At 61.4% G+C, this 26107-nt stretch carries 21 protein-coding genes; 15 read left to right on the top strand and 6 right to left on the bottom strand.

Annotated features, from left to right (window positions below):
• Window positions 1-73 precede the first annotated feature (73 nt).
• Both J2Z31_RS04655 and J2Z31_RS04660 read left to right on the top strand, forming a co-directional pair.
• Complete coding sequence (locus tag J2Z31_RS04655; RefSeq protein WP_209600693.1) at window positions 74-1375, top strand: hypothetical protein; 1302 nt, start codon at window positions 74-76, stop codon at window positions 1373-1375.
• Window positions 1362-2147, top strand: coding sequence for a COG3904 family protein (locus tag J2Z31_RS04660; RefSeq protein ID WP_209600694.1), 786 nt, complete (start codon window positions 1362-1364; stop codon window positions 2145-2147). Before J2Z31_RS04655 ends, J2Z31_RS04660 begins: the two co-directional genes overlap by 14 nt.
• Window positions 2148-2224: 77 nt before the next feature.
• On the opposite strand, the gene J2Z31_RS04665 is transcribed toward J2Z31_RS04660, so the two are convergent.
• Window positions 2225-2686 carry an RrF2 family transcriptional regulator gene (locus J2Z31_RS04665; protein ID WP_209600695.1) on the bottom strand — a complete coding sequence of 154 codons (462 nt, stop codon included), beginning with the start codon at window positions 2684-2686 and terminating at the stop codon, window positions 2225-2227.
• 309 nt (window positions 2687-2995) lie between these two features.
• Here J2Z31_RS04665 and J2Z31_RS04670 point away from each other — a divergent pair, with 309 nt between their 5' ends.
• From J2Z31_RS04670 to J2Z31_RS04680, 3 genes are all read left to right on the top strand, one after another.
• Entirely contained in the window at window positions 2996-3913 is a 918-nt protein-coding gene (locus J2Z31_RS04670) for a DnaJ C-terminal domain-containing protein (protein ID WP_209600696.1), read from the top strand.
• A complete protein-coding gene (locus J2Z31_RS04675; RefSeq protein WP_209600697.1) occupies window positions 3910-4260 on the top strand; it encodes a chaperone modulator CbpM in 351 nt (116 codons plus the stop codon). The genes J2Z31_RS04670 and J2Z31_RS04675 overlap by 4 nt, the downstream gene beginning before the upstream one ends.
• A gap of 391 nt (window positions 4261-4651) precedes the next feature.
• Complete coding sequence (locus J2Z31_RS04680) at window positions 4652-5944, top strand: NCS2 family permease (protein ID WP_209600698.1); 1293 nt, start codon at window positions 4652-4654, stop codon at window positions 5942-5944.
• 106 nt (window positions 5945-6050) lie between these two features.
• Here J2Z31_RS04680 and puuE read toward each other — a convergent pair whose 3' ends face one another.
• Window positions 6051-7466 carry an allantoinase PuuE gene (puuE, locus tag J2Z31_RS04685; RefSeq protein WP_209600699.1) on the bottom strand — a complete coding sequence of 472 codons (1416 nt, stop codon included), beginning with the start codon at window positions 7464-7466 and terminating at the stop codon, window positions 6051-6053.
• 162 nt (window positions 7467-7628) lie between these two features.
• On the opposite strand from puuE, the gene uraH reads away from it, so the two are divergent.
• From uraH to xdhC, 4 genes are read left to right on the top strand one after another with little or no spacing between them, the layout of a single operon-like run.
• On the top strand, window positions 7629-7994 hold the full coding sequence (uraH, locus tag J2Z31_RS04690) for a hydroxyisourate hydrolase (protein WP_209600700.1): 366 nt from the start codon (window positions 7629-7631) through the stop codon (window positions 7992-7994).
• Between the two features lie 6 nt (window positions 7995-8000).
• The gene (gene xdhA, locus J2Z31_RS04695; RefSeq protein WP_209600701.1) at window positions 8001-9488 is read left to right on the top strand and encodes a xanthine dehydrogenase small subunit; all 1488 of its coding nucleotides are present in this window, start codon (window positions 8001-8003) and stop codon (window positions 9486-9488) included.
• Between the two features lie 5 nt (window positions 9489-9493).
• Entirely contained in the window at window positions 9494-11842 is a 2349-nt protein-coding gene (xdhB, locus tag J2Z31_RS04700; protein WP_209600702.1) for a xanthine dehydrogenase molybdopterin binding subunit, read from the top strand.
• A 5-nt stretch (window positions 11843-11847) separates the two neighbouring features.
• Window positions 11848-12705, top strand: a complete 858-nt coding sequence (gene xdhC / locus J2Z31_RS04705) for a xanthine dehydrogenase accessory protein XdhC (protein ID WP_209600703.1) — start codon at window positions 11848-11850, stop codon at window positions 12703-12705.
• Between the two features lie 187 nt (window positions 12706-12892).
• Here xdhC and J2Z31_RS04710 read toward each other — a convergent pair whose 3' ends face one another.
• Together J2Z31_RS04710 and choX are read right to left on the bottom strand one after the other, a co-directional pair.
• The gene (locus tag J2Z31_RS04710; protein ID WP_328243180.1) at window positions 12893-13708 is read right to left on the bottom strand and encodes an alpha/beta fold hydrolase; all 816 of its coding nucleotides are present in this window, start codon (window positions 13706-13708) and stop codon (window positions 12893-12895) included.
• Window positions 13705-14643: a choline ABC transporter substrate-binding protein gene (choX, locus tag J2Z31_RS04715; protein ID WP_209600704.1), complete on the bottom strand. Its 939-nt coding sequence runs from the start codon at window positions 14641-14643 to the stop codon at window positions 13705-13707. Before choX ends, J2Z31_RS04710 begins: the two co-directional genes overlap by 4 nt.
• Window positions 14644-14744: 101 nt before the next feature.
• Between choX and betI the strand changes: the two genes are divergently transcribed.
• Window positions 14745-15350, top strand: coding sequence for a choline-binding transcriptional repressor BetI (gene betI / locus J2Z31_RS04720; protein WP_209600705.1), 606 nt, complete (start codon window positions 14745-14747; stop codon window positions 15348-15350).
• Between the two features lie 87 nt (window positions 15351-15437).
• Here betI and J2Z31_RS04725 read toward each other — a convergent pair whose 3' ends face one another.
• On the bottom strand, window positions 15438-16241 hold the full coding sequence (locus tag J2Z31_RS04725) for an AraC family transcriptional regulator (RefSeq protein WP_209600706.1): 804 nt from the start codon (window positions 16239-16241) through the stop codon (window positions 15438-15440).
• 122 nt (window positions 16242-16363) lie between these two features.
• On the opposite strand from J2Z31_RS04725, the gene J2Z31_RS04730 reads away from it, so the two are divergent.
• Complete coding sequence (locus J2Z31_RS04730) at window positions 16364-17599, top strand: MFS transporter (RefSeq protein WP_209600707.1); 1236 nt, start codon at window positions 16364-16366, stop codon at window positions 17597-17599.
• Window positions 17600-17976: 377 nt separating this feature from the next.
• Here J2Z31_RS04730 and J2Z31_RS04735 read toward each other — a convergent pair whose 3' ends face one another.
• Window positions 17977-18657 carry a peroxiredoxin-like family protein gene (locus J2Z31_RS04735; RefSeq protein WP_209600708.1) on the bottom strand — a complete coding sequence of 227 codons (681 nt, stop codon included), beginning with the start codon at window positions 18655-18657 and terminating at the stop codon, window positions 17977-17979.
• A 619-nt stretch (window positions 18658-19276) separates the two neighbouring features.
• Here J2Z31_RS04735 and J2Z31_RS04740 point away from each other — a divergent pair.
• The 4 genes from J2Z31_RS04740 to J2Z31_RS04755 all read left to right on the top strand — a co-directional run bounded on the left by J2Z31_RS04740 (window position 19277) and on the right by J2Z31_RS04755 (window position 26076).
• Window positions 19277-21004, top strand: a complete 1728-nt coding sequence (locus J2Z31_RS04740; protein WP_209600709.1) for an adenylate/guanylate cyclase domain-containing protein — start codon at window positions 19277-19279, stop codon at window positions 21002-21004.
• Between the two features lie 391 nt (window positions 21005-21395).
• Window positions 21396-24446 carry a GAF domain-containing protein gene (locus J2Z31_RS04745; RefSeq protein WP_209600710.1) on the top strand — a complete coding sequence of 1017 codons (3051 nt, stop codon included), beginning with the start codon at window positions 21396-21398 and terminating at the stop codon, window positions 24444-24446.
• Window positions 24443-24832 (top strand): response regulator, encoded by a 390-nt coding sequence (locus tag J2Z31_RS04750; protein WP_209600711.1) that lies wholly within the window; start codon window positions 24443-24445, stop codon window positions 24830-24832. The genes J2Z31_RS04745 and J2Z31_RS04750 overlap by 4 nt, the downstream gene beginning before the upstream one ends.
• A complete protein-coding gene (locus tag J2Z31_RS04755; protein WP_209600712.1) occupies window positions 24829-26076 on the top strand; it encodes an adenylate/guanylate cyclase domain-containing protein in 1248 nt (415 codons plus the stop codon). The genes J2Z31_RS04750 and J2Z31_RS04755 overlap by 4 nt, the downstream gene beginning before the upstream one ends.
• Window positions 26077-26107: the final 31 nt, after the last annotated feature.

Consider the following 26107-nt stretch of genomic DNA (forward strand, 5'->3'; position numbering starts at 1 on the left):
CGCGGGCGGCCTTTATTCCGCCCGCTTCTTCATTCTTTGTTAAGGAATACATTCCTTTGCGGAGATCTTGCTCATGACGCTCGGAGCATCCCAACGTTTGCACGAGGGCGTCGCGGCCGTCGAGACCATGACGCGTTTTGCGCTTGCAGTGCTGGCGCTCGCCTCAGGCGTTTACACCTATCTCGGCGTACGCAGCCTCCTCGACGGCTCGCCGACCGCGGTCTTTTTCGCGGCGATCATCTATTCGGCCTCGGTTTCCGTCGCCATCTACGCGTTCTGGTCCTATATGGCCCGCTTCTATCCGCACGTGACCACCCATACGGGCCGGGCCGCCATGCTAGGCGTGATGGCTTTGGGCGCGGCCATGATCATCGCCATGTCGAGCTGGCTCAATGCGGCGGCGCTGGCAGGTTCGGCCGCGCTCGAACAGCACCTTGCGGAAACGGTAGAGGATTACACCGCCGACCTGGACCAGGCGCACCAGAACGCGCTTGCGGCGCAAAGCCTGCTGCCGGACATCCAGCGCGCATCCGAGCGCTTCGCCCAGCTTGCCGCTTCGGAGCGGCAGTCGGGAGCGCTGACAGGCACGCAAGGCTCTGGAAGCGTGGTCCAGCTCCTGTCCCAGATGTCGGCGCAGATGAAAGAGCTCGAGAACGGCATCAGCGCCTCCCGCGAACAGGTCACGAAGCTGTTCAACGAAGGACAGACGCGGCTTGAGGCCATGCGAACCCTGGTGTCGGCGCCGGGTGCGGTCGCACCGCGCGCCGACCAGTTCTCCTCGGAGGTGGTGGCGCTCACGGGCGTGATCACTTCCTTGGGGCAAACCTCGATCGCCCCCTCGATCCGCCGTGCCGCGGACGACCTGTCCCTCGGCTTCATCGCGCCGGTCGCAGATGGTGGCGATGCCGATCTCGTCAACCGTCAGGACAAGGTGATGGAGACCGTTCGGTCCTCCGTGGCCGCGCAGTCTAAGGTCCTTTCGGAAGCGGCCGACGAAATCCTTTCCCGTCCTCCTGTCTCGGAGCGACGTTTCGTCCCGCTGTCCTCTGCCGAAGCCGTGTTGCGCTACGCGACCGATTTCATACCTGCTTGGGCCGGCGCCATTTCGATCGATCTGCTGCCGGGAGTATTGGTCTTCATCCTCGCAGCTGTACATAGCGCAATCCGCAAACAAGAGGAGAAGATGCCCTTTGCCGAACGCATCACGGCGTCCGAACTGCTGAAAGCGCTGGAAGTGCAGCGGGCGGTAACGGCGAATGGAATGAACCCGGGCGAGATTGCCACCTACGCGGAGGGTAAAACCGAAGAGCCGAACAACATCACCAGTCTGGACCCGAGGGCACGTACAAAGGATCGGTCGCATGAGGATCGATGAGGCAGTCAAGGCGCTGGCGCGGCTCGATGACGGTGTGCTGATGCGCGGCGCGTTCTTCTCGCTGCTTTCGGCGACGGCGGTTTTCCTGTGGATCGATATGCGCGATATCGTGGCGCTGAACGCCGCGCTGCCGGGCCTCGGCCCGATACATCAGGATCAGCCCGTGCTGCCTCCGGCACTGACCGAGGGTGTGCCCAAGGCTCCGCCGGTAGAACCCGCGAGTTCCGATGAAGTGCTGCGGCAGCCGATGCGATTCGAGCTCAGATCGGGCGGCATGTTGCTCGCCGAAGGAACCATAGACCAGGGGACGGGGGTGCGTTTTTCCGAGGAGATCGAAGCGCGCGGCGAATATGTGAAGACGGTGGCGCTCAATTCCCCCGGCGGATCGGTGGAGGACGCGCTCGCCATGTCGAAACTGATCCGCGAAAGAAAGCTCGATACGAAAGTGGCGTCGAGAGCGCTCTGCGCCTCCTCATGCCCGATCGTCCTCGCCGGCGGCGTGGGGCGCATCGCGGAAGAGGATGCCATCGTCGGCGTGCATCAGGTTTTCGCCGGCAGCGGAAACCGGCCGACGGCAGAACAGGCCATGTCGGCCGCGCAATCGATCACCGCCCGGGTCGCCCGCCACCTCGATGCGATGGGGATTGGGGCCGGGCTCTGGATCAATGCTCTCGAGACGCCGCCGGACCGGCTCTATTACCTCACCGCGAAGGAGATGGCTGACTTCAAGCTGACGACCGAGCCGGCCGCAACCGCCGAGACGAAAAGTTAATTCCGCGCGATCAGCGGCGGCCAGCGGATCAATGCCGCTCTTGGCCGGCGGATGTCGGGAGCGCAAGCGCAGCCGGCTTACTCGCCAGCGATCGAGGCTTCGGCGTCGTTCTCGGCACGCGCACCCTGCATGGCGACGAACTGCGCCAGCGTCATATTGTCGAGGATCGTTGCGATTGCGTCGCGGACCTCGGTCATCGACAGTCGAACCTGGCAGCCGGCCGGATCGCTGCAGTCGTCGCATGCCTCAAAGGCGGTTCGGCTCGCGCAACGGATGGGCGCAAGTGGTCCGTCGAGCGTACGGATCGCCTGGCCGATCATGATCTCGGAGGCCGGCTTCGACAGCGAATAGCCGCCGTTCGGCCCCTTCTTCGAGCGCAGGATGCCGACATTGCGGAGCTCGAGAAGGATCGCGTCGAGAAACTTCTTCGGAATATTGTTGCGGGCTGCGATTTCCGTCACGAAAGCGGTTTCGCCGGGATTAAGGCGTGCCAGATCAACCAGCGCCTTCAACCCGTACTTACCCTTTTTCGTCAGCATTCTGGAGCTCGAGTGGTTTCTATCTGCGCGCGCGAAACGCCGCGGGGGGAAGATCGAATCCGATATTTTCTGATTAAGTAAATAGGATTTGGCGAATTTATCTGCAAGCGAATGCTGCGACTGTGCCGGCACTGATCAGCGCTTTTTGAAATCGCCACAGCGTGACACCATGTCCATAGAGTGAGGTCCGCTTCTGACACTTGGTCATCGTCCCGCTTTACGCGCGGCAGCTTGCTGCTCTGACCTGGCAGGGGGGAAGCTGGCGGAACCGCAGACGTGACCCACGGACGAAATCGATGGAGGGCATCGGTGAGTGACGACCCATATCAGGTTCTCGGCGTTTCACGCACGGCCACACAGGATGAGATCCGCAAGGCCTACCGCAAGCGCGCGAAGCAATTGCATCCCGATTTGCATCCGGGCGACAAGGAGGTTGAAACGCAGTTCAAGGCACTTTCGGCAGCCTATCAGCTGCTGAATAACCCGGAACAGCGGGCCCGCTTCGATCGCGGCGAGATCGATGCCTCCGGGGCGGAACGACCGCAGCAGCACTTCTACCGGCACTATGCCGATGCGGACGAGGCACGCCGCTATACGTCCTCGGCCGGAGCTGGCGAATTCGAGGACCTGTCGGACATCTTCTCCGATCTCTTCGGCCGGGGAAGAGGCGGGGGAGGTTTTCAGGCGCGTGGCCAGGACCTTCACTATCAGTTGGAGGTCGAGTTCCTCGACGCCGTCAATGGTGCTCGGCGCCGCATTACCTTTCCCGACGGAAATACGCTCGACCTGACGATCCCTGCCGGTACGCGCGACGGCAGTACGCTGCGGCTCAAAGGGAAGGGTGCGCCCGGGTCTGGCGGCGGAGCGCGCGGTGACGCCTTGATCCAGGTCAGCGTGCGGTCTCATCCGGTCTTCCGTCGCGAAGGCAATGACATCGAAATCGACCTGCCGATCACGCTCTACGAAGCGGTGCTCGGCGCCAAGATCGAAGTGCCGACGATTTCAGGGCGGGTAGCGATGAGCGTGCCGAAAGGTTCGAACACCGGCAAGGTGCTTCGCCTCAGGGGCAAGGGCGTCAAGCCTCAACACGGCCCGGCCGGCGATCAGCGGATCGTGCTGAATGTCGTTCTGCCGGAGAAGATCGATCCTGACCTCGAACGCTTCATGGAAGGCTGGCGACGGGCGCATGCTTATGATCCGCGCGAAACGCTACGGAGGGCCTCATGAAGCTGCGCGAAAGGGAAGTCGTCGAAGTCTTCCGAGTGCTCACGCTCAGGCAGTTGCGCCAATGGGTGCAGCGCGGCTGGATCGTGCCTTCGCAGAGCGAAACCGGTCCCCTCTTCGATGAAGTCGACCTCGCTCGCATTCGCCTGGTTTGTGAACTCAGGCGCGACATGAACGTCAACGACGACGCCGTGCCGATCATCCTGGAACTGCTGGATCAGCTCTATGGATTGAGGCGCGACCTCAGAGCGGTCGTGACGGCGCTGCTCGATCAACCCGACGACGTTCGCCAAAAATTGACGCAGTCGCTTTCCGCAAAGAGCGGAAAGCATGGCGTAAGCCCCAGATAGTTCTCGCGAAATTTCATTCAACACCCCGCCCATTCGGCACTGCGGATCGCGGTTCACGTTTTCGAAATGGGTCGGAAAATTTGAAAGTGTTTCGTTCCCCGCTGGGAAATAGGCGGCTAGCGGTCGCCCGCGCGACGAAGCACAATCATCGGGCTGCGCATGAGAGGCGAGAGTGCTCACGCGCCGCGGCCAGAGCGCCGCCGTGACCGCTAGCGATGATTACCGGTCAGAAACAGCAATGGTCGGAGCCGGAGGAGCGGCTGCCGGCCCGCGTCTCGCGGCGGTGCGCCTGCCAAAGCGGGTCGAGGCGAGGTGACCGGACTTAAGTATTCCGCGTCCGGCTCGTGAGGATCGATCACGTCCATCATCGTCGTGATCCAAGGGAGGAACAATGTTCGAGCGACTTTTCAAACTGAAAGAGCATGGCACGACGATCCGCACGGAGGTGGTGGCGGGTCTCACGACATTTCTGACGATGTCGTACATCATCTTCGTCAACCCGGATATCCTGTCGACCACCGGCATGGACCGCGATGCGGTCTTCGTCGCAACCTGTCTTGCCGCCGCACTCGGTTCCGCGGTAATGGCACTCGTCGCCAACTGGCCGATCGGCATGGCTCCCGGCATGGGGCTCAACGCCTTTTTTGCCTTCACCGTGGTGGCGGCGCTCGGCTTCACCTGGCAGCAGGCGCTCGGCGCGGTGTTCATCTCTGGCATCATCTTCCTGCTCTTGACCGTGACGGGCATCCGGAGCTGGCTGATCGCCGGCATTCCGCATTCGCTGCGCAGCGCCATTGCGGCCGGCATCGGTCTCTTCCTCGGCATCATCGCGCTTAAGAATGCCGGCATCGTCGTCGACAATCCGGCGACGCTGGTCGGCCTCGGGGATCTCAGCCAGACCGGGCCGCTGCTCGCGATCCTCGGCTTCTTCGTCATCGCCGTGCTCGATGCGCTCAAGGTCCGAGGCTCCATCCTGATTGGTATTCTGGTGGTAACGGTCCTGTCGATGGTCCTCGGGGTTTCCGAATTCAAGGGCGTCGTTTCCGCACCGCCGAGCATCGCGCCGACCTTCTTCCAGCTCGACCTCATGGGCGCGCTGCATGGCGGTCTCGTCCACGTCATCCTCGTCTTCGTGCTCGTCGAAGTTTTCGACGCGACCGGCACACTGATCGGCGTCGCCAAGCGGGCGAAGCTTGTGGAGGAGGGCAAGCCGAACCGGCTGGGGCGCGCATTGCTTGCCGATAGCACGGCGATCATCGCGGGTTCGATGATCGGCACGAGCAGCACCACCGCCTATGTCGAAAGCGCTTCCGGCGTGCAGGCGGGCGGCCGCACAGGGCTGACGGCGCTCACCATTTCGGTACTCTTCCTCGCAGCCCTCTTCGTCTCGCCGCTCGCCGCCGCCGTCCCGTCCTACGCGACCGCGCCGGCGCTGCTTTACGTTGCCGGGCTGATGATGCGTGAACTCACCGAAATCGAGTGGGACGACCTGACCGAGGCAGCGCCGGCGGCGCTGACGGCGCTCGCAATGCCCTTCACCTACTCGATCGCCAACGGCCTCGCCTTCGGCTTCGTGAGCTATGTGATCCTGAAGCTCTGCACCGGCCGCTGGACCGTCATTCACCCGGCGACACAGATCGTTGCAGCGCTCTTCATCGTCCGCTTCGCCTTCTTCGGCGAGTGAAATCACGAGGAGCTCCAACGCTCTCATGAGCGAAAAGACCGGACCCGCGTGGCGGGTCCGGTCTTGTCATCAGCTTCAAAAACCCGAGTGACTGCTCGCCTTAGCCTCAGCCCGGCAGCATATCCCTGAGCCGCAGCAACGCGATCCGCTCCACCTGCCGGCAGGCGGTTTCGAACTCCGCGTGGCGATCATTTTCGATCCGGCTTTCGAAGGCGGCGAGGATTTCGTCCTTGCTGCGGCCCTTAACCGCCATGATGAAGGGAAAGCCGAATTTCTCGACATAGGCGCAGTTAAGAGTGTTGAAGCGCTCGCGCTCGCCATCCGTCAGCGCGGTAAGCCCGGCTGAGGCCTGTTCTTCGGTCGAACTCTCGGTCAGACGCTTCGCTTCGGCTAGCTTGCCGGCGAGATCGGGATGGGCGGTGAGAACCGCCAGACGTTCCGGCTCGCTCGCCGCGCGGAAGACCACCGTCAGCGCCGCATGCAGGCCGGTCGGCGTGTCATGGGCGGGCGACAATTCGCCGGCGAAAGCGCGCCTCGCGATCCAGTCCGAATGTTCGAACACACCGCCGAACCGGGCGACGAAGTCTTTTTCGGAGAGCCGCGAGGGGCGGTCCTCGCGCGGGCGGAATGGATAGGCCTCGGCCCAGTAGCGGGCGATGTCGATGCGGCGCGCGAGCCAGACCTTTTCATGGGTCTTGACGTAGTCGATGAAGCGCGCAAGTGCAGCCGCACGCCCCGGCCGCCCGGCGAGGCGGCAATGAAGGCCGATGCTCATCATCTTCGGGGAACCGGCCGTACCTTCGGCATAGAGCATGTCGAAACTGTCCTTCAGGTAACTGAAGAACTGGTCGCCGCAGTTGAAACCCTGGGCTGTCGCAAAGCGCATGTCGTTGGCATCGAGCGTATAAGGAACGACGAGCTGGTGCCGGCCGGCATGCTCGTGCCAGTAGGGCAGGTCGTCGGCGTAGCTGTCGGAGACATAGTCGAAGCCGCCGATTTCCTTGATCAGGTCGAGCGTGTTTTCCGAGCAGCGGCCCGTATACCAGCCGCGCGGCCGCTCGCCGGTGACAAGCGTGTGCATCCGGATTGCCTCGGAGATTTCAGCGCGCTCCTCTTCAACAGTGAAATCCCTGTGCTCGATCCATTTCAGTCCATGTGAGGCGATCTCCCAGCCGGCGTCCTGCATGGCCGCGACCTGCGCGGGCGAGCGTTTCAAGGCCGTCGCGACGCCGTAGACGGTCACCGGCACGCGGGCCCCGGTAAGGAGCCGATGCAGACGCCAGAAGCCGGCGCGCGCGCCGTATTCGTAGATCGATTCCATGTTCCAGTGGCGCTTGCCGGGCCAGGGCTCCGCGCCGACAATTTCCGACAGAAAGGCTTCGGATGCGGCGTCGCCGTGCAGTACTGAGTTTTCGCCACCTTCCTCGTAGTTGACGACGAATTGCAGGGCGATGCGTGCCTCGCCCGGCCAGACAATCTTCCGATTGGGTCCGTCGCCGTGGAGATCGCGGGGATATCTCATCAAAAGCAAATCCTCCTGTTTTTTTCCGGAAGATTCGTAGCGATAAACATCGGCGCCAATTCCCCTCGAAAAATTTGAAAGTCTCGAAGCTCGAGCGCGCTACACAAGCTGCCTCTTCTCCGGATACTTCGGTATCGGGATCGAATTGGAGGAGCGAGACGCATGCAGACTCAGTGCGGAGATGCCGGGCGCCTGACGACCCATGTGCTGGATACGGCAAGCGGCAAGCCGGCCGCGAACATGCGCATCGACCTCTATCGCCTCGACGGGGAGTGGCGGGAACATGTCGCCTCGATCCGCACGAATGACGACGGCCGCTGCGATCAGCCGCTGCTCAGCGGCGATGCGATGGAAGGCGGGATCTACGAGCTGCGCTTTCACGCGGGCGAATATATGGGCCTCGACCGCGATACCGGTCCCTTCCTTGACCTTATCCCGATCCGCTTCGGGATCGCCGATCGAACCGCGCACTATCACGTGCCGCTCCTGCTTTCGCCTTTCGGCTATTCCACTTACCGCGGGAGCTGAAAGCCCATGACCGACATCCGCGACACGATCCGTTTCCTTCTGAACGACCGGCTGGTCGAGCTTGCTGACGTCTCGTCGGTCCAGACCCTGCTTGATTTCCTGCGCATCGACCGCAACCTGCGCGGCGCCAAGGAGGGTTGTGCCGAGGGCGATTGCGGCGCCTGCACGGTGCTCGTCGGCCGGCTGCTCGATGGCAGGCTGAAATACGAGTCCGTCAATGCCTGCATCCGCTTCGTCGCCTCGCTCGACGGCTGTCATGTAGTCACCGTCGAGGCGCTCGCTCAGCCGAACGGCCCGCTGCATCCGGTGCAGCAGGCGATGGTCGATACGCACGCTTCCCAATGCGGCTTTTGTACGCCCGGCTTCGTGATGTCGCTCTACGGCCTCTGGATGGAAAACCCGAAGCCGAGCGTGCACGAGATCGAGAAGGCGCTGCAGGGCAATCTCTGTCGCTGCACCGGCTATGCGGCGATCATTCGCGCCGCCGAGGCTATTTCGTCGATTGGCGAGGTCGGCAACGACCCGCTGGTTTCGGAGCGCGGGAAGATCGCGCGTGAGCTTGCGGCTCTCCGGGATGGCCGGCGCGTCGAGATCGGCGACGAGGGCGAGCGCGTCGTGCTGCCGGCTTCGCTCGATGACTTTGCCGAGGTGCTCGAGGCCAATCCGAAGGCGACGATCGTTGCCGGCTCCACGGATGTGGGCCTCTGGGTAACGAAGTTCATGCGCGACATCGCGCCGGTCGTTCATCTCTCCCATCTGGACGAATTGCGCCGGATTTTCCTCGACCCGGGCGGCATCACGCTTGGAGCGGGTGTCAGCTATACGGAGGCCTATACGGAGACCGTCCGCCACTTCCCGCAACTCAGCGAACTCTGGGACAGGATCGGCGGCGCGCAGGTGCGCAATATGGGCACCGTCGGCGGCAATATCGCCAACGGCTCCCCGATCGGCGATACGCCGCCGGCACTGATCGCACTCGGCGCAACCGTGACTTTGCGCAAGGGCCGAAGCCGGCGGACGCTGCCGCTCGAGGCTTTCTTCATCGACTACGGCAAACAGGACCGGCAGCCCGGTGAATTCGTCGAGAGCATCCGGGTTCCGTTCCCCGGCAAGCAAGACCGCTTCGCCGTCTACAAGATCTCCAAGCGTTTCGACGAGGATATCTCCTCCGTCTGCGGCGCTTTTCGTGTGACCATCGGCGGCGACGGCCGGGTCGCCGATTCGGTGATCGCCTTCGGTGGCATGGCCGGTACGCCGAAGCGCGCTGCGACTGTGGAGGCGGCGCTCAAGGGTGCCGCCTGGAGCGACACCGCAATCGAGACAGCCATTTCGGCCTTCGAGCGGGATTTCAGGCCGCTCACCGATTGGCGCGCTTCGGCCGACTACCGGATGCTCGTCGCCAAGAACCTGTTGCGGCGCTTCTATCTGGAAACCCAGGGGGCGAGCAATGTCCGCATCGACCGCGGCGTCGCGGTAGCCGTTCAGGAGGCTTGAGGCACATGAATGTGATGCAGCCCATCGATCATATCCGCGGCGGCGTTCATGAGAGGGAGCGGCACGAATCCGGCCACAAGCACGTCACAGGGACGGCCGAATATATCGACGATATTCCCGAGCCCGCCGGTACGTTGCACGGCTACCTCGGACTTTCGGAGCGCGCGCATGCGGAAATCCTGTCGATCGATTTCGGCGCGGTAAGCGCCAGCCCCGGCGTCGTCGGCATTTTGACCGCCGATGACATTCCCGGCGAGAACGATGTCAGCCCGGCGCACAAGCATGACGACCCGGTCTTTGCGACCGGCAAGGTGGAATTCCACGGCCAGCCGATCTTTGCCGTGATCGCGACCACGCGCGACGCCGCCCGCCGCGCCGCGGCAAAGGCGAAGGTCGAATATCGCGACCTGCCGCATGTCACCGATGTCCTTGAAGCTGAGGCCGCGAACTATCCGCTGGTGGTCGATCCTTTGAAGCTGGAGCGCGGCGACATCGAGGCTGGCTTTACGAAGGCAAAGCATGTCGTCGAGGGCGAGATGCGGATCGGCGGGCAGGATCATTTCTATCTCGAGGGCCATATCTCCTTCGCCTTGCCCGGCGAGGACGATGAGGTGACTGTCTTTGCCTCGACCCAGCATCCGAGCGAGACGCAGCACATGGTAGCCCAGGTGCTCGGCGTGGCGTCGAACGCCGTGACGGTGAACGTCCGCCGCATGGGCGGTGCCTTCGGCGGCAAGGAGACGCAGGCGAACCTCTTCGCCGCCGTGGCAGCGCTCGCCGCAAGGAAATACCGCCGTGCGGTCAAGCTGCGCCCCGACCGCGACGACGACATGATCGCGACCGGCAAGCGCCATGATTTCCACGTGGGCTATAAGATCGGCTTCGACGACGACGGCCGGATCGAAGCGGTGGACGCCGTTTTCGCCGCGCGCTGCGGCTTCTCGGCCGATCTCTCCGGACCAGTGACCGATCGTGCGCTCTTCCATGCCGATAATTGCTATTTCTATCCGAACGCGCGGCTGCGCTCGCGTCCGCTGAAGACCAATACGGTCTCGAACACCGCGTTTCGCGGTTTTGGCGGACCCCAAGGCATGGTCGGCGGCGAGCGGATGATCGAGGACATCGCCTATGCGCTCGGCAAGGATCCGCTCGACATCCGCAAGCTCAATTTCTACGGCGGCGAAGGGCGCAACCTGACGCCCTACCACCAGACGGTGGAAGACAACATCATCGGCCGGATCATCGAGGAGCTCGAAGCCTCGTCGGACTATGCGGCGCGGCGGCAGGCGGTGCTCGCTTTCAACCGTGGGAGCCAAGTAATCAAGCGCGGCATTGCTTTGACTCCGGTGAAGTTCGGCATTTCATTCACCAAGACGGAATACAACCAGGCCGGCGCGCTCGTCCATGTCTATACCGATGGCTCGATTCAGTTGAACCATGGCGGCACGGAGATGGGGCAGGGGCTTTACACCAAGGTCGCGCAGGTCGTCGCCGACGAGTTCCAGGTCGATATTGATCGGATCAAGGTAACGGCGACCTCGACCGGCAAGGTGCCGAACACCTCGGCAACAGCCGCTTCCTCCGGTTCTGACCTCAACGGCATGGCTGCGGCGAACGCGGCCCAGCAGATCAAGGGGCGCCTCATACAGTTCGCGGCCGAACGCTACGGCGTCAGCGAAGCGGACGTCGCCTTCGAGCCGAACACGGTGCGGATCGGTGCCGAGCGTCTCCCCTTCGCCGAGCTTATCAAATCCGCCTACGCGGTGCGGATCCAGCTCTCGGCGGCGGGCTTCTACAAGACGCCGAAAATCCATTGGGATCGCGCTGAGGGGCGGGGGAGACCGTTCTACTACTACGCCTATGGCGCCTCGTGCTCCGAGGTCAGCGTCGATACGCTGACCGGCGAATACCGGGTCGAACGCACCGATATCATCCATGACGTCGGCCGGTCTCTCAATCCGGCTCTCGATCTCGGTCAGGTGGAGGGCGCCTTCATCCAGGGCATGGGCTGGCTCACGACCGAAGAACTCTGGTGGGATGCCAAGGGGCGGCTGCGCACCCATGCGCCCTCCACCTACAAGATTCCGCTCGCCTCCGACCGGCCGCGTGTTTTCAACGTGCGTCTGGCGGATTGGTCGGTCAACCGCGAGGAGACGATCCGCCGATCGAAGGCGGTCGGCGAACCGCCCTTCATGCTGGGCATTTCAGTGCTCGAAGCTATTTCCATGGCAGCGGCGAGCGTCGCGGGTTATCGTATTCCGCCGCGCATCGACGCGCCGGCGACGCCGGAACGGGTGCTGATGGCGATCGAGCGCATGCGCGCTGCTGCATCGCGCGCCGACGGAGATAAGTAAGGGACATGGCGCCCAGAGAGGACATCCGGGATTTCCTGGCCCGAGAGGCTGCCTGCATCCTCGTCGAAGTGGCGGGAGCGGCCGGCTCGACGCCGCGCGACACGGATGCCTGGATGCTCGTCTCAAGGGATCGCATCTTCGCCACGATCGGCGGGGGGCAGCTGGAATATCTGGCGATCGATCATGCGCGGCAGCTCATTCAGGAAGCGACTGCGGAAACTCGACTGGAAATCCCGCTGGGGCCTGAGATCGGCCAATGCTGCGGCGGGCGCGTGGCACTCTCCTTCAGGCCGGTGGACGACGACAGGCGCACGGCACTGATCGCGCGCTATGACGGCGAAATAGCCGGCCGGCCGCATGTCTACATCTTCGGCGCCGGCCATGTCGGCGATGCGCTGGCCATGGCTCTGTCGCTTACGCCAGTCCGGACGGTGCTGGTCGATACGCGCGAACCCGAGCTTGCGGCAGTCGACGTGCCGGGAATCGAAACCTGCCTCACCGCGATGCCCGAGGCCGTCGTCCGCGACGCGCCGGCGGGCAGCGGCTTCGTCGTTCTCACCCATGATCACGCGCTCGATTTCCTGATCGCTGCGGAGGCGCTCGCCCGCGTCGACGCCTCTTACGTCGGCATGATCGGCTCGAAGACGAAACGGGCCACCTTCAAGCACTGGCTTTCTCGCGAGGCGGAGCATCCGGAGTTATTCGACCGGCTCGTCTGCCCCATCGGCGGCGCTACCGTGAAAGACAAGCGCCCGGCGGTGATCGCGGCGCTCACAGCTGCCGAGATCCTGGCGGCGATACTGAGGCACGAAGGCGCAAAGGTCGCCACGCCCGGCAAGCACGAGAAGCCGCTGAAGGCCTAGAGTTCTTCACCCCTCTAGTGGTGAAATTCTGCTGCATGTTGGCGGAGCCGAAATGGCGCGGTCCGACCCGGTGCAGACATGGGGCTTCACATGCCGAAGGGCAAAGAATTCGCTCTGCAGCCGTCAGACGAAACCTACGCGTCGACCGTTGCGCTTTGTGCCGGAGCACTGATGGTCCGCGGGAAGGCTATTCTTGCCTCCGCAAGAACGAGACGATAAGCGCTGAAACTCTCTGTGGATCTTCCCAATGCGGATTATGTCCATATCCCTCGAGCGTGATGGATTGCACTGAGGGGAATGCCTGTGCAAGAGCTTCGCGATGCGAGCCGCCAAAGAGCGGATCAGCCGATCCACCGATACAGAGCACCGGCGCGGTCACCCGCATCGCGGTCTGCCGGAGATCGGTCTCGGCGAAGCCCTCCAGGATGCCGTGCCAAACGGCCGCCGGCATGGCGGCTGCGTCCCTTTTCATCTTCGAAAGAAAACCGGGCTCGACCGGCCGACTGCAGGAATACCACTCACGGAGAAATTGCCCGTCAGGGTCTATCGGATCGCGGAGTGCGCGGATTTCGCGCGTGAGTGGGCTGCTGCTGCCAAAATTGGGCGTCAGGCTTGCAGACAGGAGCACCAGCGCGCTCACGTCATCGCGTCGACGAGCGGCAATCTCGATCGCCGTCATTGCGCCCATGGAATGTCCGATGACAGCAATCTGCGAAATACCGAGAAACGCCAGAAACTGCTCAACGCTTGCGGCAAAATCGCTGACCCGCACCCCGTCGCCCATAGCGGAGTGACCGTGTCCGGGAAGATCGGGAATGATCAGGCGATAGCCGGAAAGAATGGGCTCAAGCGCGCAATAGCTGCGACTGGTGTCAGAAAAGCCGTGCAGCAGCAGAAGCGCCGGGCCGCTTCCACCGCTGTCGACGAAAGCGATCGGCCTCCCCCCTGGCAATTCGACGCGCTGCTTGCGGCGATGCCAATCGTCCTCGGCGCTGCAAATCACAGGCCGAGCGCCGCCTTTACCGCGGCAAGGCCCGCTTGGCCGTCGAAAGTCGACACTCCGACCAGCCAGGTTTCCAGCCGCTGTGGCTCGTCCTTTATCGACTTCAGAGCGGCCTCTTCCGCCTCCATTCCATCGTTCATGATGTAGGCCATGCCGCGGTTCTCGTAGCCGACATCGAAGACGAGGTTGTTCAATAGCTTCGCGACGTTGGGGCACTCCTGCCCGTAGCCCTTGCGCACCTGGGTGGAGACCGTTGCCGCGCCGAAGTTCGGGCCATAGAACTTGTCGCCGCCCGTCAGATACTTCATGTCGAAGACGGTGTTCATCGGGTGCGGTGCCCAACCCTGGAAAACGATGAACGATTTGTCGCGTGTCCGGCGGACCACTTCCGAGAGCATGCCCTGCTCGCTCGACTCCACCACTTCCCATTCTTCGAGGCCGAGGGCTGGATCATTGATTGCGTCGAGCATCAACTGGTTGGAACCCGGCTCGATGCCGTAGAGCTTCCGTTCGAACTTATCGGCGAACTTCTGCAGGTCGGAAAAATCCCTGACGCCGGCGTCCCAGACGTAAGTGGGAACGGCGAAGGTGTATTTGGCACCCTCGAGATTTGTGCGAACCGTCTCGACCGAGCCATCCTCCTTGTACGGCTTGTAGTAGGCGACCATCGCGGGGTCCCAGTAGCCGAGAAAGACATCGAGGTCCTTGCTCTTGAGGCTCGTGTAGATGACGTCGATGCCGAGAAGCTGGCTTTTGGCCTCGTAACCCAGCGCCTTCAGCAAGGTCACCGCGACCCCGGTCGTAAAGGCGAGATCATTCCACCCCGGCTCAGCCATGCGCACGGCTTTGCAGCTTTCCTGCTCCGCCGCAGACACAGGGGCGGCCATGGCAAGGAGGATAAGCGCCGCAGCCCCGGCTTTCAAAGATCGATTCATCGTATTCCCCTTTTATCCCAGCGGTCAGGTTATTGTCCCATCGGTCAATTATTGATCTTTCCGGAAAGTTTGTCAAATGTGGACGAAAGTGAGGGCAAGAAATGAGACTGACCAGGATCAGCGAGATCCGAAAACGTGAACTCAGACGGGCGGCGTTCGAGGTTCTGCAGCGCGAAGGCATGGCGGGGGCAACACTGGAGAAGGTTGCCGCCCAAGCAGGCGCATCGAAGGGCATCGTGCTTCACTACTTCGCGAACAAGCAGGAACTGTTCGAGCATGCGATGCGCGAGGCGAACGCCGCCCTGAAGGATGCCGTGGTGGCGCGCTTGAACCGGGCCGCCACCCCCCTTGAACGATTGGAAGCAATCATCGAAGGTAACTTCGAGGAACGCTTCTTTCAGCCGTCCATCTGCCATGCCTGGCTATCGCTCTGCGCCGAGGTGCCGCGCGACCCGCAGCTGGCGCGAATCCAAAAAGTCATTCATGCGCGGATGCGATCGAATCTCATGTCGGCGCTGATACACCTCCTGCCGGAGGACCAATGCGAGGCCGTCGCTCTTGGCGTCACAGCGCTAATCGACGGGCTTTGGCTGCGACTGGGCCTGCAGTCGGCGGGCCTGACGCGCGAAGATGCACTTCGCCAGATGCGCGACTATCTCTCTCATCGGCTGCCCGCCGGCATACAGGGATCAGTCGGCAACCCCTAAGCCTGCACGAGAAGGCAGTATGAGGCAGTGCGAAGAATCGACGCAAAGCAGCCATCGGGTCTGACACGTCTCATTGCCCGCTCGTTGCTAACTGGTCAGCGCACGGTGCTTTCTAGTGTTCCCTAACAAGCTGCTCGGGCTCATGCCAAGCGTCCTGCGGAACATGTAGGTGAAGGCGCTTGATGACTCGTAACCCAGGTCTAGGGCCACTGAACTGATCTTCGCGCCGGCAGCAATCTGCGATATGGCGTGAAGGAGGCGCGCATGCCTCAACCACCGCGCGGGCGGCATGCCGGTTTCGGCGATGAACAATCGTTCGGCGGTCTTGCGGCTGGCAGCAGCATTGGCAAGCCACGTTTCGACCGAACTGGCCAGGCCGGGATTGTTCAAGGCCTCCTGGGCAATGCCACGAATTCGCTTGTCCAGCGGCATAATGATCGAGAGCGGTAAGTCGCTGGCAGCGAGAATCTCATGACGAAGCAGATCGTGAAGCGCCTCGGTGTGGCATTCCGTCCGGCTGGGTACAAGCTCCGGCATTGTGGCGAGCATCAAGGCGTTCAGAAGTGGCGTCATTTTCACGATCCGGCTTTGCGCGCCGAGCTTGCTCGCCTCTTGTCGATTCACATCGACATAGAGCATCTCGTTGGCCGAAACGTACCGTATCCAATGCTCGGCGTCCGGTGGAATCCAGATCGCCATCGCGGGGCTAAGCAAAAGCACGCGGTTCGGAGTGCCGACATACATCGATCCGTATGACGCCGAGATAAGTTGCCCGAAGTCATGGTTGTGCCAACCATGGTTTTCACCGGGCTCCTGGCTGTTTATTTCACCCAGGTATCGAGGTCGTGCCACTGCGGATAGTTGCGGTGAAACGCGTTCCGAATCGGTCATCGGTTTTGACGCTTTCTCGATGCATGTTAGCTTTCCGTCGACAGGCAGACATAGCGAAATCCGCTAATAATTTCCAGATACGCCGTCACCAGCCCGGTGCATCTGCAGGAGAGCTTGTCGCCATGAAACGGACCGCCTTTCTGACCTGGTTCACCGTCGGCCATCTCGCTAACGATTGGCCCATTGCCTCGCTGTGGCTGGTTGTTCCGACTGTCGGTCTGGCCATGGGTCTCTCTCCGACCGAGGTTGGCCTGCTATTCACGATCGTCAACATCGGCGGCGCGCTTGGCTATCTGCCGGCAGGGATCCTTACTGACTACGCCTCAAACCGGGGGCGCTTGCTCCTCGTCACCTTTTGGTGGGTCGCCGTCGGGTATGCGTTGGCCGCCATGGCTCGGGGTTATTGGGATCTGGCAATTCTGCTTGCCGTGGCCGGAATGGGCAATGCAGCGTGGCATCCGATTGCTGCCGGCGTGTTGGCTCACGAGAGCAAAGATGGGCGTGCGCAGGCTCTCGGAGTTCATGCGATTGGCGGTTCGGTGGCCGAAGTGCTGGCACCTCTCTCTGCCGGTATCCTGTTTCTGTATTTCGACTGGCGGGCTGCGCTTGCGATTTCGGCGCTGCCGACGCTGGTCTTGGGAGTCTGCTTCTTGCCCGTCGCTCGCGCAATCCCGCGCGTCGAGCGGAAGGGCATACGCCAGCAGGATATCCTGGACTTCCTGAATACATGGCGTCAGGGCAACGGCCTGCGTGTCGTACTGATGATATGCCTGTACAACATGGCGTCGATGGCGCTGCTCGGCATGATTCCATTCTACCTCGTGGCGGCACACAGCTTTACAGCGGCGGCCGCGGGCTTCACTTTCTCCGCATTGCTGGTTGTAGGCGCACTAGCGCAGCCATGGGCGGGTAAGGTCTCCGACACCGTGGGGCGCAGGCCGGTCCTGATCGTTGGCAACCTAACGGCAGGGCTCGCCAGCGCTGCGCTTGTCTTTCAGCCGTCACTCTGGATCATGCTGGCAGCAATGGCAGTCGCCGTCGCCGCGCTGGATTCGATCCGAGCGGCCGTCCTCGCGGCGGCGATCGACGTCACGGGCCGCCGCGAAGGCACGACAGTCGGTCTAGCCTTCGTGCTTATGGACGGCATCGGCGCGCTCGGCTCCGTGCTCGCCGGCATAGCGGCTGCTTTCTCGTGGCTACATATGTTCGGCCTTGCCGCCCTTTTTTCGCTCGGCGCGACGGCACTGACTTTCGTGATTGCCTTCAGACGCCCTGAGCAGGACTCCAGTGCTCACGCCGACTATCTCTCTCATCGGCTGCCCGCCGCCACCGGACTAGGATCAGTCACCGACCGCTAAGCCTGCACGAGAAGGCGGAATGAAGGTTCGGGGGCAGCGAACGATCGTCCAAGACGATCGAGAGCGCAATGTGTACGGCCGGAGTATGGCCTTCGCGGAGTTAGCCGAGCCCATTTGCTAACGATAGCGGGCATCCAGGTTGACCAGCCGTTCGAAACTTCAAGCCGCAAGTGGCGGAGAACATTTCAGCGACCGCCGACGAAGCCAAATAGGGCCGCGACACCTGGATGGGGACGTGTAAGATCGACCCGGTGCGGAAGTTCGTCTGATAACTGCCGAAACTCTCACTTTCGGCCCAGCGGAAGTGCATTTGATCCGATTGTACTCTAACTGACAGCGGCTTTTGGTCGTTTGCCTGACGAATGTCAGTGCGGCCTTCAGCGTCGGAGGCTGCCGGCAGCGGCGAGCATCTCCGCCGCGTTTGGAAAAATGGAGAGGCTGTTCGGCCCGTCGCGCGCTTCAATATGCACCCAGCGAACGATGCCGTCGGCGTCGATGAGGAAGTGCCCGACAAGCTGTGTGGCGTGGCTTACCACGATGGCATGATCAACTTCATTAAGCTCGAAGCCGTCCTGGGCGTTGAGTACGGTATTGGCGGCCATTGGATGTAGCGCTTCCGGCAATTCGCCCGTGGGGTTAATGCGAGCGGCCTCGAATTGCTCCATGCTTACCCGATAGGGCCATACAGGCTGCTCGCGACTGCCCTCGGGTTGGAACTCGGCGCGCGGCACGCCAAAGGCCCGGTGTGTGGAGCAATCCTGGTCACATAGGAGCACGGCCGGCGTCGGCCGGTGCCGGAAATATATGCGGGCGCGCTCCACCGGCGTGTTGATCACGACAACAGTTTCCACCCCCGCGGCGCGCAGGGCAGGCTGCAAGCCACCGAGCTGTCCCACCTGGCGTCGGCAGAACGGGCAGTGTAACCCGCGGACGAAGGCGATCAGAAACGGGTGACCGTGGAGGCTGGCGAGAGAAACCGTTCCTTCTTGATTTGCCGACGGAAGCGTGAAGGCGGGCGCGTATTCCCCTGGTTGCAGCGGGCGAATCTGGTCTCCCATGGCATCTGTCCTTTGATAGGCGTTCAGGTGAATGCTGGGCTTGATCCAAGTCCAACACCTATCACGCCACGGCACCACTCGCTATGGTCACGGTGCAAATCAGCTTTGGGTGCGAACCTTCAGAAGTCTTGCGACGGCGGCAACGTCCCTTTTGGCACACCCTGCTCACTCCGAATCCGTCTCAAGCAGACCGATTCTGCGGACTGCCGCGCAACGCCGTGGATCGCGCTTTCGACATGTTCGGGATGTCTTTGTTGGCTGATGCGCCTACCCATGGCAGACGCGGGCAGCGTGCCGTGGAACTGCACTTGATGTCGATTGGAAGAAAGTAGCCATACCGGTTCACCCACTGTTCTTCGCCCATTGTAAGTATGGGTTACCTGCGTTCAGTGTGTGTTCGTAATACGTCGGAATACTTGTCGTGCAAATTGAGCGCTGCCGTCCACCGCCGTTCTCCATGAGCATCACCTCGGCAGGCATGCCAGGGAAATTCGACAATCGTATCCGGAAAGGCTCGTTCCATCAGGTCTAACTTTGTCAGGACCTGGCGCGGGCCTCCAGCAAGCGCCTTCCTCGGTCCATGATTAAAAGCTAAAATGCTCGAGGCGCGGAGAGACCGATGACGAAGGGGCGTATCGAACGGCGACTTGCAGTCATTATGGCTACGGATATCGTCGGCTCGTCGCGCCTGATGGAAGCCGACGAGGGCCGTACCCTTGAAGCAATAAAGCGACTGCACGCTTGCATATTCTGTCCAATTATCGACGCACACGGCGGCCGTATCGCGAAGCTCATGGAGGATGGAGCGCTGGTCGCGTTCAACTCGGCAATCGACGCTGTGGAATGCGCGATATCGCTGCAAAAAGAACTGGCGCACGATCAGAAGGAGCTCCCGTCTGACGAGCGCATTGTCCTTCGTATCGGCATCAATCTCGCCGATGTCGTGATCGAAGGAGACGACCTGCTGGGGGACGGTGTCAACGTCGCTGCCCGGCTTGAGGCATCGGCCGAGCCGGGAGGAATATGCATCGCCGATGTCGTACATCGCCAGCTTGGCGGAAAGTGCCGGACGGCTTTTTTCGACGGCGGCGAGATTTTGCTCAAGAACATCGCCAAACCCGCTCACGTCTGGCGTTGGAAGAAAGCGCCAGTGGCCGCCCCGTCGGCATCCTTTGTACCTGCGCGAACCTCGATCGCCGTGTTGCCGTTCGAAAATCTCTGCAGCTCGCCGGACCAGAGCTTTTTCAGCGATGGCATCACCGAAGACATCATCGGCGGCCTCGCACGATTTCGCTCGCTTTCCGTCATCGCCGCCAACTCGTCCTTCCGTTTTCGTGGCAAGAATACGCCGCTGAGGGAGATCGGCAGAAAGCTGGGCGTCACGTATCTCGTCGAGGGCAGCATTCGCCGTTCGGGTGAACGGATACGCATTACTGCGCAATTGATCGAGGGGGCCAGCGGAACGCACCTGTGGTCGGAGCATTACGACCGCGATGTGACCGACATCTTCGCGGTTCAGGACGATGTGCGGATGATCGTCTCGACCCTCATCGGCCATATCGAGAGCGCCGATCTTCGCCAGGTCATGCGCAAGCCGACCACCAGCCTTGCAGCTTACGAATTCTACCTGCGCGGGCTTGTGCATATGCGCGGCTACGGCGCCGACGACAATCGGCAGGCCCGGGAGATGTTCTTGGCCGCAGTCGAGCGCGATCCGCAGTTCGCGCTGGCACGCGCCCACTTGGCCCTCGCCACGATTGCGCTCAATGGCTACGCCAACGCGCCCTCACCTATCCTCGACGAGGCGCTCGCCCTTGCGCGGCAGGCGGTCGCGCTCGATGAAGGGGAAAGCGGCTGCCAGCGCTTGCTCGCGCTCATTCATGTCAACCGCAGGGAGTTCGAACTGGCGGAAAGACATTATCGCCGTGCTCATCAGCTCAATCCGAATGATACAAACACGTTGGTTCAGATGGGCGGCCTGCTTGCTCGTCGCGGCAAGCTGCAAGAGGCCATGGAATGGATCGACGAGGGTTACCGCTTGAACCCGTTTCCGCCATGGTACAGCGCGGCGCTTGGCAATGCGCTATATATCCTTGGCCGCTACGAGGACGCTGCGGCGGCGCTCAAGGAACTCCCCAATCCCGGCCCGTTTACCTGCGCTCGCCTGGTCGCCTGCTACGCGCAGGCCGGCAACACGAATGCGACCGAGACCGCGAAGGCGCAACTACTCCAAATATGCCCCGATTTTTCGACAGAGGATTTCATCAGGCGAGGCTTGCTGCTGGAGCGGCCGGAGCAATTGGAACTGTTCCGGCAAGGCCTGCTGAAGGCGGGATTACCGGCGTGAAGCCGTGCTGGGCGACGTAGCAACGGAGTTTTGCAAATCCGCCACTGCGGTCTGCGAAACGAGTTTTACCGGCACCTGTCCAAAAAAGTCTTGCGCGCAAGAGAAGTCGGAGCTCGAGAGCACAAATACGGGGCTGAACTGAACTGCGAGAACGTGAGGAAGCTGCCCCCATGGTGCATCCTTCCATTCCTGGGAAAACAAACGAGCCATCAAATGCCGCGACCAGACACCTAGGCCTAACCATAAGCACGACCTAATGCTCGTCACCGCTGGTCAGATAGGGTATGCTCTTCGTTCTGCGAAAGTTGATTGCCTGATTGCTAGCATGCCGATCGAGGAACGTTGGGAGTTCCTCGCTAAAACTCGTCGCTGGAAAGCTTGGGGGGCGGACATGGCGGTCTCGGGCCTCAGCTTGAGACGTCAAGTAAATCTGCTGAAGCGCGAGCTCGCCGAGGCCAACGAAAGGCAGGCCGCGACGGGCGAGATTCTGCGTGTGATCTCAACTTCGCCCGAGGACGTGCAGCCGGTGTTCGACGCGATAGCGGAGAGCGCAGCAAGGCTATGCGCGGCAGAATTCTGCTTCGTATTTCAGTTTGACGGAGAGCTTTTGCACCCGGTTGCTTATCACGGCATTTCGCGTGAAGGAATCGAAGCGGTTCGTGCCAAGTTTCCGCAGCAACCAAATAGAGGCAATGTCACGGGCCGAGCCTTTATCAGCGGCGTCGTCGAGCAGATCTCCGACGTTTTTGCCGACCCTGATTATAAGATGCTCCCTCTCGCCAAGATCGTGGCTTACCGCAGTGCCATTGGCGTGCCGCTCTTGCGCAACGGACGCCCGATCGGATCGATCGCCGTCACTCGAAGCGTAGCCGGATCCTTTCCCGAGCGGCAGGTCGAGCTCCTGCGAACATTCGCCGATCAGGCGGTGATCGCCATCGAGAACGTCCGGCTGTTCGACGAGGCGAAGGCGCGTAACCGAGAGCTCACCGAGGCGCTCGAGCAGCAGACTTCAACGAGCGAAATCCTGCGCGTCATCTCGACTTCGCCCACGGACGTGCAGCCGGTGTTCGACGCGATCGCGCTCAGCGCCGCCCGACTTTGCGGCGCACAGTTCTGTCACGTATTCCGCTATGATGGCGAACTGCTGCACTTTGTGGCGTATCATAGGCTGGAGGCGGAAGGCGTCGAAGCCGTGCGCGCAATGTTTCCGGCCCCACCCGATCGAGGCAGTGCCGCCGGACGTTCAATCCTTAGCCGATCTGTAGAGCAGATACCCGATCGCGTCGTCGATTCCGAGTATCGAGCTCACCGGACGCTGAGTGCCCAAGGGGCGAGCTACCGCAGCTTGGTGGCGGTGCCAATCTCGCGCGAAGGAAATCCGATTGGAAGTATTGTGGTGGCGCGGACGCTACCGGGAGTATTCCCAGATCGCCAAGTCGAGCTCCTCAAGACCTTCGCGGAACAGGCCGCCATAGCGATCGAGAATGTTCGGCTGTTCACCGATTTGGAGAAACGGAATCTCGAGCTCAAGGAATCGCTACAGCAGCAGACTGCAACAGCGGATGTCCTCAAGGTCATCAGCCGGTCAGCCTTCGATCTCCAGGCCGTTCTCGACACGCTTGTCGAATCGGCCGTGCGGCTTTGCGAGGCTTACGATGCGGCTATTTTCCTGAAGGATGGAGAGACACTCTATCTGAGGGCGCATCATGGGCCGATACCGATCGATTTCGCTGCTTGGCCGGTATCACGACACTGGGTGACCGGGCGGGCGGTGCTGGACTGCAAGCCGCTTCATGTGCCCGACCTGACGACTGAGCCCGACGAATATCCGGACGGCCACAATATGGCGGTAAGGATGGGGCATCGCACCATTCTGGCAGCCCCGCTGCTGCGGCAACAGGAAGCAATTGGTGGCCTTGTCATCCGCCGGACTGAAGTCAAGCCATTCACCGAAAAACAGATCGATCTTCTCCAGACCTTTGCTGACCAAGCGGTCATAGCGATTGAAAACGTCCGGTTGTTCGACGAGGTGAAGGCACGGACCGCTGATCTAGCCGAGGCGCTGGAGCAGCAGACTGCTACGGCCGAGGTACTGAAGGTCATCAGCCGTTCCGCATTCGATCTGCAGGGGGTTCTGGATGCTCTGGTGTCCTCTGCTGCCCGTCTTTGCGACGCGGACATGGCGACGATGACCCGGCCGATGGGTGACGCGCACTTTCCGGTCGCCAGCTATGGTTGGTCGCAGGAATTCGGTCAATATCTTCGCGCACTTCCGCTGGAGCCTGGGCGAGGCAGCATAGTTGGGCGGACGCTGCTTGAAGTCCGGCCGGTTCAGGTCGCCGATGTTCTCGATGACCCGGAATACGAGATGCTCGAGGGGCAAAGACTTGGCGGTTTTCGCACGGTGCTCGGGGTGCCGCTCTTGCGTGAAGGAAGCCCGATCGGCGTCCTCGCGTTGACCCGCTCGACCATGCGGCCATTCACCGAGAAGCAGATCGAGTTAGCATCGACCTTCGCCGACCAGGCGGTGATCGCAATCGAAAATGTTCGGCTCTTTCAGGAGGTGCAAGAGAGAACCGAGGAGCTGTCGCGCTCGCTCAAGGATCTGAGGACTGCGCAGGCCAGATTGATCCAGACGGAGAAACTCGCCTCGCTCGGACAGCTTACCGCCGGGATCGCCCACGAAATCAAAAATCCGCTGAACTTCGTCAACAATTTTTCGGCGATCTCAGTTGAACTGCTCGCGGACCTGCAGCATGCGCTCAACGGCGCAGTGACCGAGGGCCCGGTGCGTAAGGAGATTGACGAGCTCGCCGCGATGCTCAGGAGCAATCTCGAAAAGATTATTCAGCATGGCATGCGTGCTGATTCGATCGTCAAGAACATGCTCCTGCATTCGCGGCAGGGAACGGGTGAGCATCGCCTGGCCGATATCAACGCTCTCGTGGAAGAGAGCCTCAACCTCGCCTATCATGGCGCCCGCGCCGAAAAGCAGGGCTTCAATATAACGCTGCGCAAATCCTTCGATCCGGCCGCTGGCGAAGTTGACCTTTACCCCCAAGAAATCACACGCGTCCTTCTCAATCTCATCTCGAACGGATTTTACGCAACGAGCCGCCGCGCGGCTTGCGAGACCGGTGGCGGTTACGAGCCGACGCTGGCGGCGATCACCCGCAACCTCGGCGACAGTGTGGAGATCATTATCCGCGACAATGGCCCCGGCATTCCGGCCGATGTGAGGGAGAGGATGTTCAATCCGTTTTTCACGACCAAGCCTGCTGGCGAGGGGACAGGACTCGGACTGTCCCTCAGCCACGATATTATTGTCAAACAGCACGGCGGTTCGATCGAAGTGGAAACAGAAAGTGGTCGATACACAGAGTTTCGCATCCAATTGCCCCGGATTGCCGCCGCCACCCCAACTTCGGAGGGCGGTTCATGAGCCTTCTCATCTTGGTAGTCGACGACGAACCAGACATTGAGCAACTGTTTCGCCAGCAGTTCCGTCGTGATTTGCGCAGCGGTCGCTTTCAGATGGAGTTTGCGCACTCAGCTCCAACTGCCCTCGAGCGGATCGCCGATGCGAGGGACGTCACACTCATTCTCATCCTGTCGGATATTAATATGCCGGGCATGAGCGGACTCGAGCTGTTGCCGAAGGCACGCAGGATTCGGCCAGACGTTCCGGTGATCATGATCACTGCCTATGGCGATCCGCAGACGAGACAAGAAGCCCTGGACGGCGGCGCCGAAGCACTGTTGACAAAGCCGATCGACTTCACGGCTCTTAAAGAAGAAATCGACACGCGCATTGGGCGCTTCACATGAGCATCAGCATACTCGTTGTGGACGATGAACCGGATTTGGAGATCCTGCTCATCCAGAAGTTCCGGCGACAGATCCGCGACGGCGCTTTGCGTTTTCTTTTTGCCCGCGACGGCGTTGAGGCGTTGACGATATTGGCTGATCACGAAGACGTTGATGTGGTGCTGAGCGACATCAACATGCCACGAATGGACGGCCTGTCGCTATTGTCGAAGCTTCGGGAAAGGGGCGAGAGCCTCTCCACGATCATCGTGTCCGCCTACAGTGACATGGCAAACATCCGGACGGCGATGAACCGCGGCGCCTACGACTTCGTCACCAAGCCGATTGATTTTTCCGATTTGGAAGCGACAATTGCAAAGACGATCCACCACGTGGAAGCTATGCGCGAGGTGCAGCGCCGGCAAGCGGCGGCCGAGCAGGCCCGTGCGTCTCTTTCGCGTTACTTCTCCCCCAACCTCGCCGATCGTCTGGCAAGCAGTGCCGGCGCCCTCGAGCTCGGTGGCGCGCGAAGACAGGTGGCTTCACTCTTTACCGACTTGACCGGCTTCACCACGCTAGCGGAGGCGATTGAACCAAACGTGCTTGGACCGCTTCTCAATGACTACATTGTGGGCATGACCGACATCGTGTTTGCCCATGAGGGAACTGTGGCAAAGATAATCGGCGACGCACTCCATGTTCTTTTCGGAGCTCCGACCGATCAACCGGACCATGCCAGGCGCGCCATCGCTTGTTCGCTCGAACTCGACGCCTTCGCGTGCTCCTTCCGCGAACACTGGAGAGAAACAGGAATAGAGGTCGGCCACACCCGGATTGGCGCGCATGTCGGAAGCGCCGTCGTCGGCAATTTCGGCGGAGGAAGATTTTTTGACTACAGCGCTTACGGGGATACCATCAATATTGCCGCTCGCTTGCAAGCGGCCAACAAGACGTTGGGCTCTCGAGTTTGCGTGAGCGGCGCGATCGCCGCCATGGCGCAGGACTTCTGCGGCCGCCCAGTGGGTGATCTCCTGCTTAGGGGCCGGAGTGAGCCGATCCGCGCTTTCGAGCCGCTTAATCCCGAAAAATGTGCAAGCGGAGAAACACAGGCGTACTTGAGGGCTTTCGAAGAGCTGCAGGCCGGCGATTGCCATGCAGTTGCTTCGTTCGCCGCCTTGGTTGGCCGTGACCCGGAGGACCGGCTTGCCAGCTTTCACCTGAAGCGACTGCTAAACGGAGACGCGAGCACAGTGATCACGCTGTGATATTCCGAGGGCCAGCGACCGATAGTCATTC

The organism is Sinorhizobium kostiense (assembly GCF_017874595.1).
Classification (GTDB): Bacteria; Pseudomonadota; Alphaproteobacteria; order Rhizobiales; family Rhizobiaceae; genus Sinorhizobium; species Sinorhizobium kostiense.

What these genes read in the sequence shown, in the direction of transcription:
- J2Z31_RS04655 (WP_209600693.1), top strand. Translation starts at nt 74, where the DNA reads ATGACGCTCGGAGCATCCCAACGTTTGCACGAGGGCGTCGCGGCCGTC.
- J2Z31_RS04660 (WP_209600694.1), top strand. Translation starts at nt 1,362, where the DNA reads ATGAGGATCGATGAGGCAGTCAAGGCGCTGGCGCGGCTCGATGACGGT.
- J2Z31_RS04665 (WP_209600695.1), bottom strand. Translation starts at nt 2,686, where the DNA reads ATGCTGACGAAAAAGGGTAAGTACGGGTTGAAGGCGCTGGTTGATCTG.
- J2Z31_RS04675 (WP_209600697.1), top strand. Translation starts at nt 3,910, where the DNA reads ATGAAGCTGCGCGAAAGGGAAGTCGTCGAAGTCTTCCGAGTGCTCACG.
- J2Z31_RS04680 (WP_209600698.1), top strand. Translation starts at nt 4,652, where the DNA reads ATGTTCGAGCGACTTTTCAAACTGAAAGAGCATGGCACGACGATCCGC.
- puuE (WP_209600699.1), bottom strand. Translation starts at nt 7,466, where the DNA reads ATGAGATATCCCCGCGATCTCCACGGCGACGGACCCAATCGGAAGATT.
- uraH (WP_209600700.1), top strand. Translation starts at nt 7,629, where the DNA reads ATGCAGACTCAGTGCGGAGATGCCGGGCGCCTGACGACCCATGTGCTG.
- xdhA (WP_209600701.1), top strand. Translation starts at nt 8,001, where the DNA reads ATGACCGACATCCGCGACACGATCCGTTTCCTTCTGAACGACCGGCTG.
- xdhB (WP_209600702.1), top strand. Translation starts at nt 9,494, where the DNA reads ATGAATGTGATGCAGCCCATCGATCATATCCGCGGCGGCGTTCATGAG.
- xdhC (WP_209600703.1), top strand. Translation starts at nt 11,848, where the DNA reads ATGGCGCCCAGAGAGGACATCCGGGATTTCCTGGCCCGAGAGGCTGCC.
- choX (WP_209600704.1), bottom strand. Translation starts at nt 14,643, where the DNA reads ATGAATCGATCTTTGAAAGCCGGGGCTGCGGCGCTTATCCTCCTTGCC.
- betI (WP_209600705.1), top strand. Translation starts at nt 14,745, where the DNA reads ATGAGACTGACCAGGATCAGCGAGATCCGAAAACGTGAACTCAGACGG.
- J2Z31_RS04725 (WP_209600706.1), bottom strand. Translation starts at nt 16,241, where the DNA reads ATGACCGATTCGGAACGCGTTTCACCGCAACTATCCGCAGTGGCACGA.
- J2Z31_RS04730 (WP_209600707.1), top strand. Translation starts at nt 16,364, where the DNA reads ATGAAACGGACCGCCTTTCTGACCTGGTTCACCGTCGGCCATCTCGCT.
- J2Z31_RS04735 (WP_209600708.1), bottom strand. Translation starts at nt 18,657, where the DNA reads ATGGGAGACCAGATTCGCCCGCTGCAACCAGGGGAATACGCGCCCGCC.
- J2Z31_RS04740 (WP_209600709.1), top strand. Translation starts at nt 19,277, where the DNA reads ATGACGAAGGGGCGTATCGAACGGCGACTTGCAGTCATTATGGCTACG.
- J2Z31_RS04745 (WP_209600710.1), top strand. Translation starts at nt 21,396, where the DNA reads ATGGCGGTCTCGGGCCTCAGCTTGAGACGTCAAGTAAATCTGCTGAAG.
- J2Z31_RS04750 (WP_209600711.1), top strand. Translation starts at nt 24,443, where the DNA reads ATGAGCCTTCTCATCTTGGTAGTCGACGACGAACCAGACATTGAGCAA.
- J2Z31_RS04755 (WP_209600712.1), top strand. Translation starts at nt 24,829, where the DNA reads ATGAGCATCAGCATACTCGTTGTGGACGATGAACCGGATTTGGAGATC.